The sequence below is a fragment of the uncultured Eudoraea sp. genome, from assembly GCF_947258925.1.
Classification (GTDB): domain Bacteria; phylum Bacteroidota; class Bacteroidia; order Flavobacteriales; family Flavobacteriaceae; genus Eudoraea.
In genome coordinates, this window is the sequence record NZ_CAMYKG010000034.1 from 1 (window position 1) to 16,684 (window position 16,684).

Annotated in this window: 13 protein-coding genes and 2 pseudogenes; 8 read left to right on the forward strand and 7 right to left on the reverse strand. The window is 37.8% G+C overall.

Annotated elements, in window-relative coordinates:
- Nucleotides 1–131: 131 nt before the first annotated feature.
- A complete protein-coding gene (locus tag Q0X77_RS11855) occupies nucleotides 132–998 on the reverse strand; it encodes a DUF4382 domain-containing protein (RefSeq protein WP_297797617.1) in 867 nt (288 codons plus the stop codon).
- Nucleotides 999–1,205: 207 nt separating this feature from the next.
- Entirely contained in the window at nucleotides 1,206–2,558 is a 1,353-nt protein-coding gene (gene rseP / locus Q0X77_RS11860; RefSeq protein WP_297797619.1) for an RIP metalloprotease RseP, read from the reverse strand.
- 162 nt (nucleotides 2,559–2,720) lie between these two features.
- Here rseP and Q0X77_RS11865 point away from each other — a divergent pair, with 162 nt between their 5' ends.
- The 3 genes from Q0X77_RS11865 to feoB all read left to right on the forward strand — a co-directional run bounded on the left by Q0X77_RS11865 (nucleotide 2,721) and on the right by feoB (nucleotide 5,999).
- Nucleotides 2,721–3,395: an SCO family protein gene (locus Q0X77_RS11865; protein ID WP_297797621.1), complete on the forward strand. Its 675-nt coding sequence runs from the start codon at nucleotides 2,721–2,723 to the stop codon at nucleotides 3,393–3,395.
- A 130-nt stretch (nucleotides 3,396–3,525) separates the two neighbouring features.
- A complete protein-coding gene (locus Q0X77_RS11870) occupies nucleotides 3,526–3,771 on the forward strand; it encodes a FeoA family protein (RefSeq protein ID WP_297797623.1) in 246 nt (81 codons plus the stop codon).
- The gene (feoB, locus tag Q0X77_RS11875; protein WP_297797625.1) at nucleotides 3,768–5,999 is read left to right on the forward strand and encodes a ferrous iron transport protein B; all 2,232 of its coding nucleotides are present in this window, start codon (nucleotides 3,768–3,770) and stop codon (nucleotides 5,997–5,999) included. The genes Q0X77_RS11870 and feoB overlap by 4 nt, the downstream gene beginning before the upstream one ends.
- A 153-nt stretch (nucleotides 6,000–6,152) precedes the next feature.
- On the opposite strand, the gene Q0X77_RS11880 is transcribed toward feoB, so the two are convergent.
- The 5 genes from Q0X77_RS11880 to Q0X77_RS11900 all read right to left on the reverse strand — a co-directional run bounded on the left by Q0X77_RS11880 (nucleotide 6,153) and on the right by Q0X77_RS11900 (nucleotide 9,823).
- A complete protein-coding gene (locus Q0X77_RS11880; protein WP_297797627.1) occupies nucleotides 6,153–6,545 on the reverse strand; it encodes a DUF423 domain-containing protein in 393 nt (130 codons plus the stop codon).
- 101 nt (nucleotides 6,546–6,646) lie between these two features.
- The gene (locus Q0X77_RS11885; RefSeq protein WP_297797675.1) at nucleotides 6,647–6,790 is read right to left on the reverse strand and encodes an SDR family oxidoreductase; all 144 of its coding nucleotides are present in this window, start codon (nucleotides 6,788–6,790) and stop codon (nucleotides 6,647–6,649) included.
- 61 nt (nucleotides 6,791–6,851) lie between these two features.
- Nucleotides 6,852–7,259 carry a DUF2141 domain-containing protein gene (locus Q0X77_RS11890; RefSeq protein WP_297797629.1) on the reverse strand — a complete coding sequence of 136 codons (408 nt, stop codon included), beginning with the start codon at nucleotides 7,257–7,259 and terminating at the stop codon, nucleotides 6,852–6,854.
- A 38-nt stretch (nucleotides 7,260–7,297) separates the two neighbouring features.
- Nucleotides 7,298–7,738: a hypothetical protein gene (locus Q0X77_RS11895; protein ID WP_297797631.1), complete on the reverse strand. Its 441-nt coding sequence runs from the start codon at nucleotides 7,736–7,738 to the stop codon at nucleotides 7,298–7,300.
- 18 nt (nucleotides 7,739–7,756) lie between these two features.
- Nucleotides 7,757–9,823 carry a S9 family peptidase gene (locus Q0X77_RS11900; protein ID WP_297797634.1) on the reverse strand — a complete coding sequence of 689 codons (2,067 nt, stop codon included), beginning with the start codon at nucleotides 9,821–9,823 and terminating at the stop codon, nucleotides 7,757–7,759.
- A 244-nt stretch (nucleotides 9,824–10,067) separates the two neighbouring features.
- Between Q0X77_RS11900 and ppk2 (Q0X77_RS11905) the strand changes: the two genes are divergently transcribed.
- The 5 genes and pseudogenes from ppk2 (Q0X77_RS11905) to Q0X77_RS11925 all read left to right on the forward strand — a co-directional run.
- Nucleotides 10,068–10,913, forward strand: a complete 846-nt coding sequence (gene ppk2 / locus Q0X77_RS11905) for a polyphosphate kinase 2 (protein ID WP_297797636.1) — start codon at nucleotides 10,068–10,070, stop codon at nucleotides 10,911–10,913.
- Between the two features lie 3 nt (nucleotides 10,914–10,916).
- A complete protein-coding gene (gene ppk2 / locus Q0X77_RS11910) occupies nucleotides 10,917–11,729 on the forward strand; it encodes a polyphosphate kinase 2 (protein ID WP_297797638.1) in 813 nt (270 codons plus the stop codon).
- A 39-nt stretch (nucleotides 11,730–11,768) separates the two neighbouring features.
- Nucleotides 11,769–12,170 carry a hypothetical protein gene (locus tag Q0X77_RS11915; RefSeq protein ID WP_297797640.1) on the forward strand — a complete coding sequence of 134 codons (402 nt, stop codon included), beginning with the start codon at nucleotides 11,769–11,771 and terminating at the stop codon, nucleotides 12,168–12,170.
- A 79-nt stretch (nucleotides 12,171–12,249) separates the two neighbouring features.
- Nucleotides 12,250–16,489: pseudogene (locus Q0X77_RS11920) on the forward strand (CusA/CzcA family heavy metal efflux RND transporter).
- Nucleotides 16,490–16,499: 10 nt separating this feature from the next.
- Nucleotides 16,500–16,684 (forward strand): annotated as a pseudogene (locus Q0X77_RS11925) (efflux transporter periplasmic adaptor subunit); the annotation flags it as partial.

The following is a 16,684-nucleotide window of genomic DNA, read 5'->3' on the forward strand; positions in this document are numbered from 1 at the left end:
ATTGCTTAAACGGGGTGCAAATATAAATGATTTTTCAAATACGCCCAACAAACAAAAAGTATCTTTTTGTCATTTTTTTGATTTTAATCAAAACTTGGCGTAAAAAGGTGGTCACACCATCACAAGCCCTATTACTTTGCTGTCATCTCAAAATCTAAAGTTGTCTTGTTCGCAGCGAGAATTGCTACATCCTCCTTTATATTTGTGTTATATTCCATGGCTTCTGCCAGAATGGTATAAGTTCCTTCATCCAGTCCTAAAACCATATAATTACCGGATTCATCTGTTGATGTGGATGTGATATGCTCTTCGCCATCCCATACACTAATCTGTACCCCATAAAGACCAGTTTCAACATCCTCGACCAATGTAGTAACACGGCCTGCTAAACTACCAGCTATACTCATATTTGATGCCCGAATAACCGGTTTAAAGTTAAACCCTGTAATTCCCGACATACTTTCTATATTTCCTATGGCAATAAAAGATTTACTTACATCAATATCCAATAAAAGATCACTGCTCAAACTACTAAAAACTTCAATCGCAGGTTTCACAAATACTTTAATACCCGTTTGCTCACCACTAGGAACCTTTAGATCAAAAGTAGTCCCATCTTTCAGTACTACACTGCCTTCCTTTATATAAACCCTTACCAGGTCATAGGAACCAACCGGTACTTCCGCTTCACCCATTGCCATTGTAACCCCATTGGTTAACGTTAACAGATTTACTTTTTGTTCTCCTTCATAAAGGACTTCAAAATTAGAATCATCCTGATCTCCTTTGGATTCATCCAAGTTTTTAATACGAGTTTCTATTTTATAAATAGTGACATTGGCTTCATCAATGAAGTCATATGGAAATGGAGCATCAGTAAGCTTTACCGAAATCTTACCATACTTTACATATTGAAGTTCATTCCCATAATCGGAACAACCTATAAATAATAATATACTGGAGAATAGTGCTAAGAGCACATAATAGTAGGTTTTCATACGTCTAATTTAAGATTAAAGGGGTTACTGAAATTTAGGCTTCAGTGAATTATGATACTAAGTTAATTCTACCTTTTAAATATTCCTGAAAATATCGATGAACTACAGCAATATTTTGTCAATAATCAAAAAGAGGTATAATAAAGGCGTATAAATGCCAGTAAATCTGGGTTTTAAAAATTTGCCTTACCTTCAGAAAAGCAATAGCTATTTAACAAGCCATTTATACAAATCATTGCCATTTGCAAACAATAACAAAGCAATCAATAGAAAAAATCCGATCATCTGTGCGTATTCCAAAAACTTATCACTGGGCTTTCTCCCCGTTACCATTTCATATAACAAAAAGGTAACATGACCCCCATCTAAAGCGGGGATAGGCAGAATATTCATAAAGGCCAAAATGATAGATATCAGGGCCGTAGTTGACCAAAATGCAGGCCAGTTCCAGGTGTCAGGAAACAAACCTCCTATGGCCGCAAAACCTCCTACGCCCTTATAGGCACCTGTTTCGGGATTAAATATTTTCTTAAGCTGTTTTACATAACTGGTAAGTGTTGTAACACCTTTATCAATTCCGGCAGGGATTGACTCTGCAAATGTGTATTTTCTGGTCTCTAATTTAAAATAGCCCATCTCCTCCAATTGGTCAAAACTCAACCCGCCCATTGTAATTCCAATGGTAGCGGAATCACTAATTACAACTGGTATCTGTTGTTCCGCTCCATCTCTACTTACAGTTAGATTTATATTTTGGTTGGTATACCGTTCAAGGACAGGTTTTGCCTCGTCAAAATAGGTGATTCTTTGATCCCCGATACCTACGACCTGGTCCTTTATTTGTAATCCGGAATCTTTATTAGCGGATTCCTTCGGGATACCACCCACAATAAACGGAATTCTGGGACTGATAAATCTGATTTTATCCTCGTCCTCCAAAAGTGTTGCTATAAAATCTACCGGTATTTCTTTTTCAATTATGGTTCCATCTCTTTCGATGGTAATGGTATTTCCATTGATTATCTCTCCCAGTAAACTATCAAAATTTTCAACTTCTTCGCCATCAATAGCCACAATCTGATCTCCCGTTTGTACCCCTAATTCATCCCCAATGTTTTTTTCTGTTACCCAAATACCATCCTTCAAACTTTTCATTGGGATGTATTGATCACCATAAGAATAGGCCATTCCAATATAGATGATAACTGCCAAAATAAAATTAACCGTTACCCCGCCAAGCATAATTATGAGTCTTTGCCAGGCCGGCTTTGATCTAAACTCCCACTCCTTTGGCTCTTCAGCCATCTGGGCGGTATCCATGCTCTCATCAATCATGCCCGCTATCTTTACATAACCTCCCAGCGGTAGCCACCCAATCCCATAAACTGTTTCTCCGATTTTCTTCTTAAACAGGGAAAATTTGATGTCAAAAAAAAGATAAAACTTCTCTACCCTGGTCTTAAATAACTTAGCCGGGATAAAATGTCCAAGTTCATGGAGGACAATTAAAAGTGAAAGACTCAGAAAGAACTGTATGGTCTTTATTAATATAGGACTCATCTATAGATTTTATAAGTAAAGCGCACAAAAGTACGCTTTTACAAGGTCTTATAAAAAGAAACTATGGTCTGGGGCAGATATTTAAGAAAGTTTTAGCAGCAAAGCCCTTCCAAAGTTTTTGAATGCTACGATTTGCTGCTGTACCTTTGCAAAAAACTACGAATGCGTTCTTTCTTCAGTAAATACAAATTTTTTGGTATCGTACTCCTTTCGCTTTCAGTGATTATACTTTATTTATTCTACAATGCCCTGCAGCCCAAAAAAGTGCTTCCGGTTTATCAACCCGCCGACTTTAATTCAGAATTGGTAGATAGCACCCTGGTCCATGTTAAAAAATACCATACCATTGCCGACTTTTCACTTACGAATCAAAACGGCAAAATCATAACCCAGGATTTTTACAAAGATAAAATCTATGTAGCCGACTTCTTTTTTACCACCTGCCCTACCATATGTCCGGTGATGACCAAAAACATGGCCTATTTACAGGGCCAAATTGTAAATGATGAAGATGTGCTGTTATTGTCTCATTCCGTCACTCCGGATATTGATTCTGTGCCCCGGCTTAAAAAATACGCCTTGGAAAAAGGGGTTTTAGACAAGAAGTGGAATTTGGTAACCGGGGATAAAAAACAGATTTATGAACTGGCAAGGAAATCTTATCTGGCCGTAAAAACTGATGGTGATGGCGGGCCATTTGACATGATTCATACGGAAAATTTTATTTTGATCGACAAAGAGCGAAGGATAAGAGGAACCTATGATGGAACCAAAAGAGAAGATATGGATAAATTAATGCAAGACCTGGAGGTTTTAAAAATGTCTTACCTCAATTGAAATCCTAATACCCATTAATCCTAACTGCTTCGTCAAAGAAATCTGATCTTTTTCTTTTTTTACTATTTGCCCCAAAACCTCATCTTTTTCCATTATTTTTGTCCTTACTTAAAATCAATCTAAATAAAAATTGGTTACGACTATTGCACATTTAAAACGAGGTGAAAAGGGAATTATCAAAGAATTTACCAAGGGACTTCTCCCTATAAAACTACTTGAATTAGGTTGTCTTCCCGGAAATGAAGTAGAATTGATACAAATAGCCCCTCTTAAAGATCCTATTTATATAAATGTTAATGGTTCCCACATTGCGATTAGGCGATCTGTTGCCCTTCAAATAGAATTAGATCGCATTGAAGACCCCGGTGTATTATGAGTAAAAGTATTAATGTTGCGCTTATTGGTAATCCTAATACTGGAAAAACCTCAGTTTTTAATCAGTTAACGGGTCTCAATCAAAAAGTAGGTAATTACCCGGGTATAACCGTTGAAAAAAAAGAAGGGGTCTGTAAACTAGCGAGGGGTGTTAAAGCTCATATCCTTGACCTGCCCGGCACATACAGTCTTAATACGACTTCCCTGGATGAAAGTGTAGTTGTAGAATTACTTCTCAATAAGAACGACAAAGATTTTCCCGATGTTGCAGTGGTAATCAGTGATGTTGAAAATTTAAAAAGAAACCTTCTGATATTTACCCAGATAAAAGATTTAAAAATTCCCACCATCTTAGTCATCAATATGTCCGATAGAATGCCCAAAAAGGGTATTACCCTGGACCTATCACTGCTGGAAGAAAAATTAAATACAAAAATTGCCCTGGTTAGTACCCGAAAAGGTACCGGGATAGATCGAATTCGGGAATTGATTGCAGATTATAAAAATTTGTCGGTTAAACCGAATGTTAACGCCTCGGTAATAGCACCGGAATATTTTGAAAGATTACAGCAGACATTTCCCAACGAAGATCTCTATAAGTTGTGGCTTGTAATTACGCAGGATGTTAATTTTATGCCTATAGAGAAAAAAGCGGTAAAAGATACCTCTTCCTTTGCCACTATGACCAAGCCTGAATTAAAAAGATTGCAGCAGAAAGAGACCATTCTGCGGTATCAATTTATAAATGGTGTTTTAAAAGAGACCTATAAAGTTGACAGGAATGCGGCAAAAGGATTTAGAGCAACTGTAGATCGGATTTTAACACATAAAGTATTCGGTTACTTAATTTTCCTGGTCATTTTACTGACCATTTTTCAAGCTATTTACGACTGGAGCAGTATTCCAATGGATTTTATAGACGAACAATTTGCTGCAGCAAGTAACTGGATAAAAGCTACTATGCCACCCGGAGTGTTTACTAATCTAATAGCCGAAGGTATCCTGGCGGGAATAGGAGGAATTGTTATATTCATTCCTCAGATCGCCTTTTTGTTTTTATTTATTGCGCTCCTGGAGGAGTCCGGATATATGAGCAGGGTGGTCTTTCTAATGGATCGGGTAATGAGACCATTTGGATTAAGTGGAAAAAGCGTAGTTCCGTTAATCTCCGGAACCGCATGTGCAATTCCAGCCGTAATGGCCACTCGTAATATTGAAAACTGGAAAGAACGACTTATCACCATTTTGGTAACCCCCTTTGTTACGTGTTCGGCCCGACTTCCGGTTTACCTCATCATAATTGCCCTTGTTATTCCCGAAGGTAGAGTTATAGGTTTGAGCTATCAGGCGCTGACACTTACGCTGTTATATTTAATTGGCTTCGGTGCTGCAATTATATCGGCCATGATCCTTAATAAAGTGCTGAAGATAAAAAGCAGATCCTTTTTTATGGTAGAAATGCCCAGCTATAAGATACCTCTACTAAAGAACGTTGCCTTTACTGTTGTGGAAAAGACTAAAAGTTTTGTATACGGTGCCGGTAAGATTATCCTGGCTATTTCAATTGTCTTATGGTTTTTAGGTTCAAATGGTTACTCCTCCAACTTTCAGAATGCAGATGACATTGTTAATGGGAGAATTAAAACAGAAGGTTTAAACAGCTACAATACCACTAACATTACGAATGAATTACAGGACTACGAATCAGCTTTAAGAAACGGGGCAAAACCATCCCAAATGAGAGAGAGTGATTTAAATGATTCGTTAAAGCAAAAAGAAGCTGTGCTTTTTGAAAAAGCTCGCAAACACGAAATTGCGGGCTTCAAACTGGAAAATTCCTATATCGGCAATATTGGTAAAGCCATTGAACCCGCAGTGGCACCCTTGGGATATGACTGGAAAATAGGGATTGCAGTTCTGACTTCTTTTGCAGCCCGGGAAGTTTTTGTTGGAACTTTAGCAACTATCTATAGCGTTGGAAACGATGAAGAGGATACGATTAAACACAGAATGGCATCTGAGATAAATCCCGTGACCAAAAAACCTTTGTTTGACCTGGCATCGGGTATTTCATTGCTCCTGTTTTATGCTTTTGCCATGCAGTGTATGAGTACATTGGCCATTGTAAAACGTGAGACCAATAGCTGGCGTTGGCCCATGGCCCAATTGGTGTTTATGAGTGTTTTTGCGTATATTGTTGCTTTAATTGCCTATCAGGTTTTGAAATAAAATGAGCGTTTTACAATCCATATTGGTTTATCTGACTTTGGCCATCGCCATATTATATCTGGCCAAAAAATACTTCCTGCCTAAGCGCTTGTTTTCTTCTAAAAAAACGACCAAAGGTGCATGTGGGGAGGATAATTGCGGATGCCATTAAGCCTAAACCATATTGGCAATAAAAGAATAAAACAATAAACCCCAGCCTATTATCAATAACAGCCCTCCGAGTGGGGTAACAGGCCCCAGGAATTTAAAAGATTTTCCTTTTGAGGCGCTTATGGCTAATGCATATATGCTAAATGAAAAAAGTATAGTGCCTAAAATAAAGCAGTAGGCCATATTTTTCTCTAAAGAAGTGGTAAAACCCAGGTTGAATCCCAGTATCAACAACAAAATAGCATGATACATCTGATACTTTACCCCTGTCTCAAAACTCTTGAGTTGAGCTACCGAGAGGGATTTCTTTAAGGCGTGGGCTCCAAACGCACCAAACACTACAGCAAGCAAACCAAATAAGGCCCCTAATAATTGAACGAGTAGAATAGTTTCCATATTAGTTTTAAATATACAGATAGTCATGGAATACCTCAACTTCCTATCCATAAAAAACCCATCAGCTAAATACCGATGGGTCAAATTTCCAGTATTAAATTTTATATCTGGCTCATCCCTCCGTCAATCGCAAGCTCTATACCATTTACATAACTCGCATCATCTGAAGCAAGGAAAAGGACTGCATTGGCAATTTCCTGAGATTCTCCAAAGCGTTTTAAGGGGTTAGAAGCTGCGAACCCTATTAATTCAAGTGAACGGGAGTTGTTTACTTAATCGGATAATAAGTAGTATGGAATTTTACTTTTAGAGCGATACCCTGATTTCTTTATCCCCTTCTACTTTGAATGCACATTCACTGTATTTTGGTGGTCCGAACATTTTCATTTTACCAATAGAAAAACAAATAGGCTCTTTCGGGATCCCTATCCAGTTGGTATCTAATTCGTCGTCCCCGTCTTCATCATGAAAAATTGCAAGTGCATACTCCCCATCAGGTAAATCTTCTATGATTACCCATGTATTGCCCTGTTGCGCTTTACTACTACCACCCGAAAACATTTTATCTGAATCCAAAAAACTATCAGCACTGTCGTATACTGCTACAAGTACGTTACCGCTGTCGCTCTTAACCCCAGCAACATCCACTGAAAGTTTGTTCTGGGAAAATAACATGAGCGGCAAAAGCAGTAGATTTAGGAAAAGTAATTTCATAAGATTAAAAATTAGGAATTTGTACTAGTAACTCTTTTTTACTGATTTAATTGTATCTGTTGAGAAGCTATTTTTTCTTCGAGGTAAAGATATAACTCTTTTGTTTTAACGGAATCAGACAAATTGATAAAAACCAGGAGGGAATCGTTGTATGTTAATCTAATCTTTTGATGATTTAAGTTGTCTACATAAACATTTACCAATTTTTCTTCATTTAATGAATCTTTAAAAATCCCTTTTTCCTTCTCCCAGGCCGAAAATCCGTTTTTACGCTCCAAAGAGGGTATCTTACCTACCATAAACACCTCATTCATGCTACTAAAAGGCAATTCCATATAATATATTCCTGATAAAATCTGTATGCTATCTGGTTTCTTCCTTATCCAATTCTTATAATGTGCCAGGAAAACCAGTACACAGACAATTACGGTCAGGACTATTAGTAAATTCCATAACCATTGTCTTTTTTTCCCTTTCATAACCTATTTGTTTTCCACTTACTTGCGGTATTTTTCAAACCATGCAATAGTATGGGCAATTTTTGTTATTAAATTACTGGGCTTATTTGCAATTCCATGACTTGCCCCCGGGATTTCCACTAAGACAGTTTCAATCTTTCTCAATTTTAATGCATGATAAAGCTGCTTCGCTTCACTTGGAGGTGTCCTTAAATCTTCCATCCCTACCATGACCATGCTTGGAGTTTCTATATTACCAACGAGTGATAATGGAGAAAAATTCCAGTATCCTTCAAAATTTTCCCAAGGCTGACCAGGATAGCGCGAATTGGCATAACCAAAATAATTGTCTGCTACAAGGGTTTTACTTATCCAGTTCATCACCGGTTTTGCTACTACGGCAGCTTCAAACCTATTATTTTTACCAATAATCCATGCGGTCATTATACCTCCTGCGCTCCCGCCGGTTACAAACAATTGATCCTCATGGGCAATGCCTTTTTTTATACAATAATCAACACCATCCATTACATCATTATAATCCTCTCCCGGATAATTATTGAATAAAAGATTTCCAAATTCTTCCCCATAACTGGTACTCCCTCTGGCATTGGGATAAAAAACGATATAACCCGCTGACGCGTATAGCTGTATTTCTGCAGAAAACCGATCCCCATAATTTAGAACCGGTCCGCCATGATTTTCAACCAAAAACGGATACTTTTTATTCTCGTCGTAATCCGGAGGATAGACCACCCAGCCCTGAATTTGTCTCTGGTCAACAGAAGATTCGTACCAAACTTCTTCAACCTTGCCCAAATCCCTGTAATCAAAAAGTGCTTTATTGAGCGACGTAATTTTAGTTGTTTTTTTAGATTTTCCATTCACTATTGCAAGCTCAGCGGGATATGCCGGCCTGCTATGGGTATAAGCTAAATTTCCTCCACTGGAAGCACTGAAAGATCCACCTGCATAGGGTCGCCCTATGGAAGTTCCCCCAAGGTTATCGGCTAGTTTTGTAATTTTTCCATCCAATGTTATGTGACTTATTTTCGTATTCCCTTTATCATCATAGGAAATATAAAGACCGCTACTTTTTTCGTCCCAAATCATGTTCTTTATACTTCTATCCAGGGTTTCAGATATCACCCTCTTGGAAGTTCCATCAATATTCATGATCTGCAATTTTGTAACCTGATAGGTTTGTACTTTATCCTCGAATCCCAAATAAGCAATATACTTACCATTTGGAGAAACGACCGGGCTTTTATCCGGCCCTTGCCTATCTGTTAGAACTTGTATTCGTCCGGTGGCAACATCGGCCTCATAGATCTCACTGTTCCTAAAATCATATTCCCAATTTTCGGTCCTGTTTGCGGAAAAATAAATCTTATCGCCTTGTGCAGACCATGTGAGCTGGCCCCTGTGATGAAAATCGTCTGATGTTATCTGACGAATTGCCCCTCCCTGCGCCGGAATTACAAAGATGTGATTGAATCCGGGCTTGATGTATCCCCGTGCCCCTCCCTGCGCCGGAATTACAAAGATGTGATTGAATCCGGGCTTGATGTATCCCCGGCCATCTGCCTCATGATAAAGCCTGTCTGTAATCCTGGGTGGTTCAGCCCATTGCGCACCTTTAGGCTTCGATGGAATTTTTGCAATGACAGGAGGCTTTTTTTCTACATTCATTGAAAACGCCAGTTGGTCTCCTTTTGGAGACCATGTTAGAGAACCGGGGCTAAAAGGAAGCTGACTTATTCTTGCCAACTTATTACTCTCCAGCCAGTACATATAAATTTCTGCGCCTTCGGTGGTGGTGCTAATAAATGCAATCCTATCTCCATTAGGTGACCACCTGGGGCTATGTTCACTCGCTTCACATGAAGTTAGTTTTTGATGCCCGGAGCCATCCGATTTAACAATCCAAAGATTTCCATCAGCCTTATCCTTCATAATGTCAAATCCCATCCTTCTATAAACTATCCTGGAACCATCGGGGTCTATTTGAGGGTCAGAAACATATTCAAGCTTATATACGTCCAGATAACTGAATTCTTGCTTTTGGGCAGAAACCTGCATTCCAATTCCTATTAACAGTATCATAAAAAATATTCTACTAAACATCATAGTGTGAAATTTTCAAATTCGCTTTAAACTTAATCATTAACCTGCATTAATACAATGTGTGGATAATCCTTTATTCATAGCTCCGAACTTTTAGAAAAAGAAAGCAATAGGTGTTAAAATTATGGGTTAAAATTAGTACCTTTATTGTTACGGCCTTTTTTTAAAAAGGTAGCCATAAACACTTGTTTTATACTGATTTTAAATTCAAAACAACTACCAAATGCTATTACCGGAAGACCTGATAAATGTTAAAAAAAGGAAGGACCTGATTGCTTTGGCCGAACAAAAGGAAATTAATATTTCCAAGGTTCTTAATCTTCTTAGATATGAAGAAGAATTAAAGCTACTTCAACAAGAATTAGTGAATTTACAGCGCTGGGTAACCAAACGAAAACTCAGGGTCGCTATTATTTTTGAAGGCAGGGATGCAGCCGGCAAAGGTGGAGCTATAAAACGTTTTACGGAACATCTAAATCCAAGATCAATGCGAGTTGTCGCATTATCCAAACCTACTGATGTAGAGCGGGGACAATGGTATTTCAGGAGGTATATTAAAGAGCTTCCAAATCCGGGTGAGATTGTTTTTTTCGATAGAAGTTGGTACAACAGGGCTGTGGTAGAACCCGTAATGGGGTTTTGCAATAAACATGAATATGAACAATTCATGGTTCAGGTACCCGGTTTTGAACATATGCTCTACGAAGATGGTGTCCAACTTGTAAAGTTTTGGTTTTCGATCTCCAAAAAAGAACAGAAAAAACGAATAGAGAGCAGGTTGCTAAATCCGTTGAAAATATGGAAATTCAGTCCGGTAGATAAAAAAGGTCAGGCCCTGTGGGACAAATACAGCTATTACAAAGAACAGATGTTTTCTAAAACTCATACTACATTTAGTCCCTGGATTATAGTTAAGGCAAATAACAAGAAAACAGCCCGGCTCGAGAGTATTCGCTATGTACTTTCGAAATTTGATTATACCCGAAAAACGAAACACAAAACAACTATATTACCGGATCCTAACATTATCCTCAGATATTACCGACATATTGAACAAATCGATATATAGATTATGAAGACGAAAGAAACTAAGATGATTGAGCTTAATGAAGATGAAATCGCCCTTCTTAACTCACCCCTGGGATTGAAAAGTTTATTTTCTGAAAAGAAGACAAATATTGAAAAGGCACTTCGCCTGGCCAAGCATGAATTAAAATTTAAAGAACTCCAGACAGAACTCATTAAACTTCAAAATTGGGTAATTGCAAAAAATAAAAAAATAGTGATCATTTTTGAAGGACGAGATGCTGCTGGTAAAGGTGGTGCAATAAGAAGGATTACAGCACATATTAACCCACGGCAATACAGGAAAGTTGCTTTACCAAAACCTACGGTTGAAGAACGGGGACAATGGTATTTCCAGCGCTATGTAAACAGACTTCCCAAACCGGGAGAAATGGTCTTTTTTGACCGCAGTTGGTATAACAGGGCTGTAGTTGAGCCCGTGAATGGTTTTTGCACCAAGCCACAGTATCAAAGTTTTATGAACCAGGTCAACAGTTTTGAAAGAATGATCATGGATTCGGACACCCATTTAATCAAATTTTATTTTTCAATTACAAAGGAAGAACAAGCACGACGATTTAAGGAAATCAAATCCGATCCTCTAAAAAGGTGGAAAATGACTGATGTTGACCGCAAGGCCCAGGAATTGTGGGATGAATACACGGCTTTTAAGGTGAAAATGTTTGAACACACAGATCTAAAGAATTCTCCATGGGTAATTATCGATGCGGACAGAAAAACAGACGCCAGAATTAAAGCCCTAAGCTATATTATAGAAACAATCCCCTATGAAATAGTAGAAGAGGAAGAATTTAAATAAGATTATTTCAGAATATTGTATCTTTACATTAGGATCACAATGGTAAAATTAGTTTCCATAGCAGCTGCTTTTCTTATTCTTGTACAAAGTTTTAATATTTGTATCAGTGATCTCTTTGATCTCACCGATTTAATTGAACATGCCAGGTTTCATTCGGAGAAATACGGCGATAACTTCTTTGTCTTTCTCTCAAAACACTATGGAGAGCTCGAGGCAGATCACAACAAACAACATACAGAAGAAGAAAAAGATCACGAAAAATTACCATTTCAGGACCAGCCGCATATGGCACTTCTTTCCGCTTTCGTAGTAAAAGATTTGCAGGCTTACCAAATAAAGCCCGCGGATGATATAGTAACATCTACGGCCAATTTCTTTTATCAGGCTTCATATTCCAACTTCGAGCAAGAAGGCCCTTTTCAGCCCCCCCGCGCTGCATAATTCATATTGGTTTATTTAATTAAGAGGCATAATTTTTTCTATGAATTATGCATGATTATCAATCATTATACCACGGGTTATGTTATCACGTATTATTGAATTTAGTCTTAAGAAAAAGTCCATTATCCTAATACTCACCACCTTTCTAATCGGTTTTGGGTTGTATTCTCTATTCCATATATCTATTGGGGCGGTTCCCGATGTTACCAATAACCAGGTTCAGGTGATCACAACTTCCAGAAGTTTGTCTACCCAGGATATGGAGCAATTTATTACGTATCCGGTGGAACTCGAAATGGCCAATTTACCCGGGGTACAGGAAATCAGGTCTATTTCCAAATTCGGACTTTCGGTGGTAACTATTGTTTTTGACGAAAATATGGGTACTTATTTGCCCAGGCAGTTGATCGCTGAAAAAATTAAATCAGCATCGGAAAAAATTCCGGAAGGATTTGGTAGTCCGGAGATGGGACCTATAACCACAGGGCTAGGTGAAATTTATCAGTACATTCTGGATATAAAGCCGGGATACGAGGGAAAATATACAACAACAGACCTCAGAACAATACAGGATTGGCTGGTAAAAAGGCAACTCTCAGGTATTCCGGGCGTTGTTGAAGTAAATACCTGGGGTGGCTTTCTAAAGCAATATGAAGTTGCAATTAGTACGGAAAAGCTAAATGCAATGAACATTACTGCTAAAGAGGTAATCAAGGCTCTGGAAATGAATAATAGTGTTACCGGAGGGGGCTATATAGAAAAAGTAAATCAAGCTTATTTTATTCGTGGAGAAGGGTTGGTCTCTTCTTTACAAGACATAGAAAATATTGTAGTTAAAAATATAAATTCAATCCCAATCTATATAAAGGATGTTGCCGAAGTAGGATTTGGGAGTGCCACCCGTTTTGGTGCTATCACTGCCAATGGAGAGGGCGAAAAAGTTCTTGGTCAGGTAATGATGCTAAAAGAAGCCAACTCTAAAGAGGTCATAGATGCAGTAAGAGAACGTGTTTCTGCAGTCTCCAAAACCTTACCTGAAGGGATACAAATCAATGCTTTCCTGGATAGAAGTGAACTTATAAGTAAGACAACGTTTACCGTCACTGAAAACCTGATTTTCGGATGTTTGATCGTAATCTTCGTTGTGGTCTTATTATTGGGCAATTTAAGATCCGGGTTGGTGGTCGCCTCTGTAATTCCGCTTAGCTTACTTTTTGCTCTTTCATTGATGTATGTATTTAAAGTGGATGCCAATTTAATGAGCTTAGGTGCTATTGATTTTGGAATTATAATAGATGGTGCGGTGATCATTGTAGAGTACATTGCCTTTCAAATAACCCGTAAAAGCAAACAGTTGAGCGGGTTATCCATATCTGAAAGAATAAGATTAAAGGATAGGATAACCTTCCAGGGTGCATCCAAGATGATGAACTCAGCAATTTTTGGACAGCTTATTATCTTAATTGTTTTTATCCCCATCCTTTCGTTAAGCGGTGTTGAAGGAAAAATGTTCATGCCCATGGCACTAACCTTTAGTTTTGCTCTTATTGGCGCAATGATCCTTTGTTTTAGCTATGTCCCTGTAATGGCTTCCTTATTTCTAAAGCCGTCTGACACTTCCAAAAAGAATATCTCATTTCAATTAATGCACCGAATTAGAAATTCTTTTGATCCTATGATACAAAAAGCATTTGGACATAAGAAAATAGTGTTAGGCATTGCGGCCCTTTTACTTTTCCTAACTATTCCTCTCTTTATTTCACTAGGAGGCGAGTTTGTTCCCACCCTGGATGAAGGTGATTTTGTAATACAACCTGTATTAAAAACTGGCACCTCACTGAGTAAAACGGTTGAAACGACCACACAGATAGAGGAAATTCTATTGCATAATTTTCCTGAAGTAAAACAAGTGGTTACGAGAATTGGAGCGGCGGAAGTTCCAACAGACCCCATGTCTATGGAAGAAAGTGATGTCATCATAATCTTAAAATCCAAAAAGGATTGGGTATCCGCCGACACTAAGGATGAGCTGGCCAATAAATTTAAAGAGGCCTTATCAATTTTGCCGGGCATGGAGGTGGAGTTTACTCAGCCCATTGAAATGAGGTTTAATGAACTAATAACCGGAGTAAGAGCAGATATTGCAATCAAAATCTTTGGTGAAGATTTGGAAGTCTTAGCTAAAAAATCGTGAAAAAATCGCACGATATGGCCTTAATATTCAGGAATTGAATGATATGGTTGCCATGGGATTTTCCGGAAAAAAAGTGGGAAGTATTTATGAAGGTGAAAAGCGTTTCGATTTGGTAGTTCGCCTTACTTCTGCAAACAGGCAGAATATTGATAATCTTAAAAATTTATATGTCGATTTGCCTGTTAAAGGTAAAATTCCTTTAAGCGAACTTGCTGAAATCACCTACCAAAAAGGAGCAGCCAAAATATCAAGAGATGATACCAAAAGGAGAATCGTAGTGGGAGTAAATGTTAGAAACCGTGATTTGCAATCTGTAGTAGATGATATCCAGGAATTAATAAATGAACAAATTGAGCTGCCTGCAGGATACACCATAAATTATGGGGGTCAATTTGAAAATCTTCAAAGTGCCAGATCAAGATTAATGGTTGCTGTGCCTATTGCGTTGGTATTGATTTTTGTGCTACTCTATTTGGCTTTTAAATCCATTAAAGAGACACTGATGATTTTTACTGCAATTCCTTTGGCTGCAGTTGGCGGTGTATTCTTATTATGGATAAGAGATTTACCTTTCAGTATTTCAGCGGGGGTAGGGTTTATTGCTCTTTTTGGTATCGCTGTTCTAAATGGAATTGTATTAATAGAGCATTTTAAAGAATTGAAAATTGAAAATTTTGAAAACATGGAATCGTTAATTATTCAGGGAACCAAAGATCGGATGAGAGCTGTATTACTAACAGCTTCTGCGGCCGCTTTAGGGTTTCTGCCAATGGCAATATCCACCAATGTAGGGGCAGAAGTACAACGTCCTTTGGCAACCGTGGTAATAGGTGGATTGGTAAGTGCAACACTATTAACATTGATTGTTCTCCCCATATTGTACAGCATTTTCAGTACCCCGGGAAAAGTAGATCTAAGTATTCCATTTAAGAATACGAAAACAAATATCCTGCCCATTTTGCTTGTCTTATTTACCCCTTTATTAAATGCACAGGAAAATGAATATTCCCTGGACGGATTATTGCATATAGCAGTCGAAAACAATGCAGGGCTCAAAGCAGATTCACTGAAGGTCAGCAAATCAGATGCTCTGATATCCAGTGCTTTTTCCTTTGATAAAACACAGCTTTTTTATGAGTATGACCAAAATAACCTAACCTTGGGTAATCTGCCTTTAAACGTTTATGGCGTACAACAAGATCTGCTTTTTCCCACGGTTTATTTCTCAAGAAAAAAATTAAATAAATCAAATCTTAGTGTTGAATCCAGTGTTTATGAGATCCAAAAGAAAAATTTAAAAAAAGAGGTCACTTCCAGGTTTTATGAATATCAATTTGCTAAAGAGAAGGAGTTAATTTATAGACAAATAGACAGTCTTTTTAAGAATTTCGCCGCCATTGCGGTACGACGTTTTGAACTAGGCGAAACTAATTATTTAGAAAAAATAACCTCTCAATCCAGACAGAAACAAATTCAAATTAAATTAGAGCAGGCCGAACAGGATGTTGTCCTTGCCTATGGAAATCTAGTGAAAATGGTACAGACCGAAGATAGCATCCTTATAGGCAGGGCGAAACAGAAAAAAGTTAGGCTAAGCCCAATAAACCTTGAAAACAGCTTGGAACTTGAATATTATGCTAACAGGGTGAACCTTTTTGACAATCAACGGAAATATGAAAAGCAGCTTTTATTACCCGATCTGAGCTTGAGTTACTTTCAGGGATCCAACAGCAGTCTTTCAAAAAATTTATATGGCTATTATGTGGGGTTTAAAATTCCGCTGTTGTTTTTTGGACAGTCTTCGAAGATCAAAGCGTCCTCAATAGCCCGCGAAATTGCCATTGAACAATCTAATGAATACCAGGTTGTATTGAATACGCAGTATATGGCACTAAATGCAAAACTGATAAAGCAGGAAAAGGCCCTAAAATATTATGAAGAAGAAGGTACCATGCTGTCCGATGAAATTTTAAAAACGGCAACACTTAGTTTTAAAAATGGTGAAATCAACTATTTCCAGTATATCTTAAGTCTTGAAAACGCCTATGAAATTAAACTGGACTATCTAAATAGTCTTAATAACTACAACCAAACCGTTATTGCTATTAACTATCTAACTTATTAAAACCTAAGCCATGAATCGATATATATATTATTTCTTCGCATTTGCGTTAATTATGAGTTTTTCGAATTGTAAAAATGCGGAGTCCAATAATTCTGAGGATTCTCAAACTTCAATGAAGCTTGAAGACAATTTAATTGAACTTACGAGTGACCAATTCGAGAAAAACGCTATGGTTATTGGGAGCCTTGAAGAAAA

Bases quoted from the DNA above. Each gene is read 5' to 3' on its own strand.
- Q0X77_RS11855 (WP_297797617.1), bottom strand. From the start codon at position 998: ATGAAAACCTACTATTATGTGCTCTTAGCACTATTCTCCAGTATATTA.
- rseP (WP_297797619.1), bottom strand. From the start codon at position 2,558: ATGAGTCCTATATTAATAAAGACCATACAGTTCTTTCTGAGTCTTTCA.
- Q0X77_RS11865 (WP_297797621.1), top strand. From the start codon at position 2,721: ATGCGTTCTTTCTTCAGTAAATACAAATTTTTTGGTATCGTACTCCTT.
- feoB (WP_297797625.1), top strand. From the start codon at position 3,768: ATGAGTAAAAGTATTAATGTTGCGCTTATTGGTAATCCTAATACTGGA.
- Q0X77_RS11880 (WP_297797627.1), bottom strand. From the start codon at position 6,545: ATGGAAACTATTCTACTCGTTCAATTATTAGGGGCCTTATTTGGTTTG.
- Q0X77_RS11890 (WP_297797629.1), bottom strand. From the start codon at position 7,259: ATGAAATTACTTTTCCTAAATCTACTGCTTTTGCCGCTCATGTTATTT.
- Q0X77_RS11895 (WP_297797631.1), bottom strand. From the start codon at position 7,738: ATGAAAGGGAAAAAAAGACAATGGTTATGGAATTTACTAATAGTCCTG.
- Q0X77_RS11900 (WP_297797634.1), bottom strand. From the start codon at position 9,823: ATGATACTGTTAATAGGAATTGGAATGCAGGTTTCTGCCCAAAAGCAA.
- ppk2 (WP_297797636.1), top strand. From the start codon at position 10,068: ATGCTATTACCGGAAGACCTGATAAATGTTAAAAAAAGGAAGGACCTG.
- ppk2 (WP_297797638.1), top strand. From the start codon at position 10,917: ATGAAGACGAAAGAAACTAAGATGATTGAGCTTAATGAAGATGAAATC.
- Q0X77_RS11915 (WP_297797640.1), top strand. From the start codon at position 11,769: ATGGTAAAATTAGTTTCCATAGCAGCTGCTTTTCTTATTCTTGTACAA.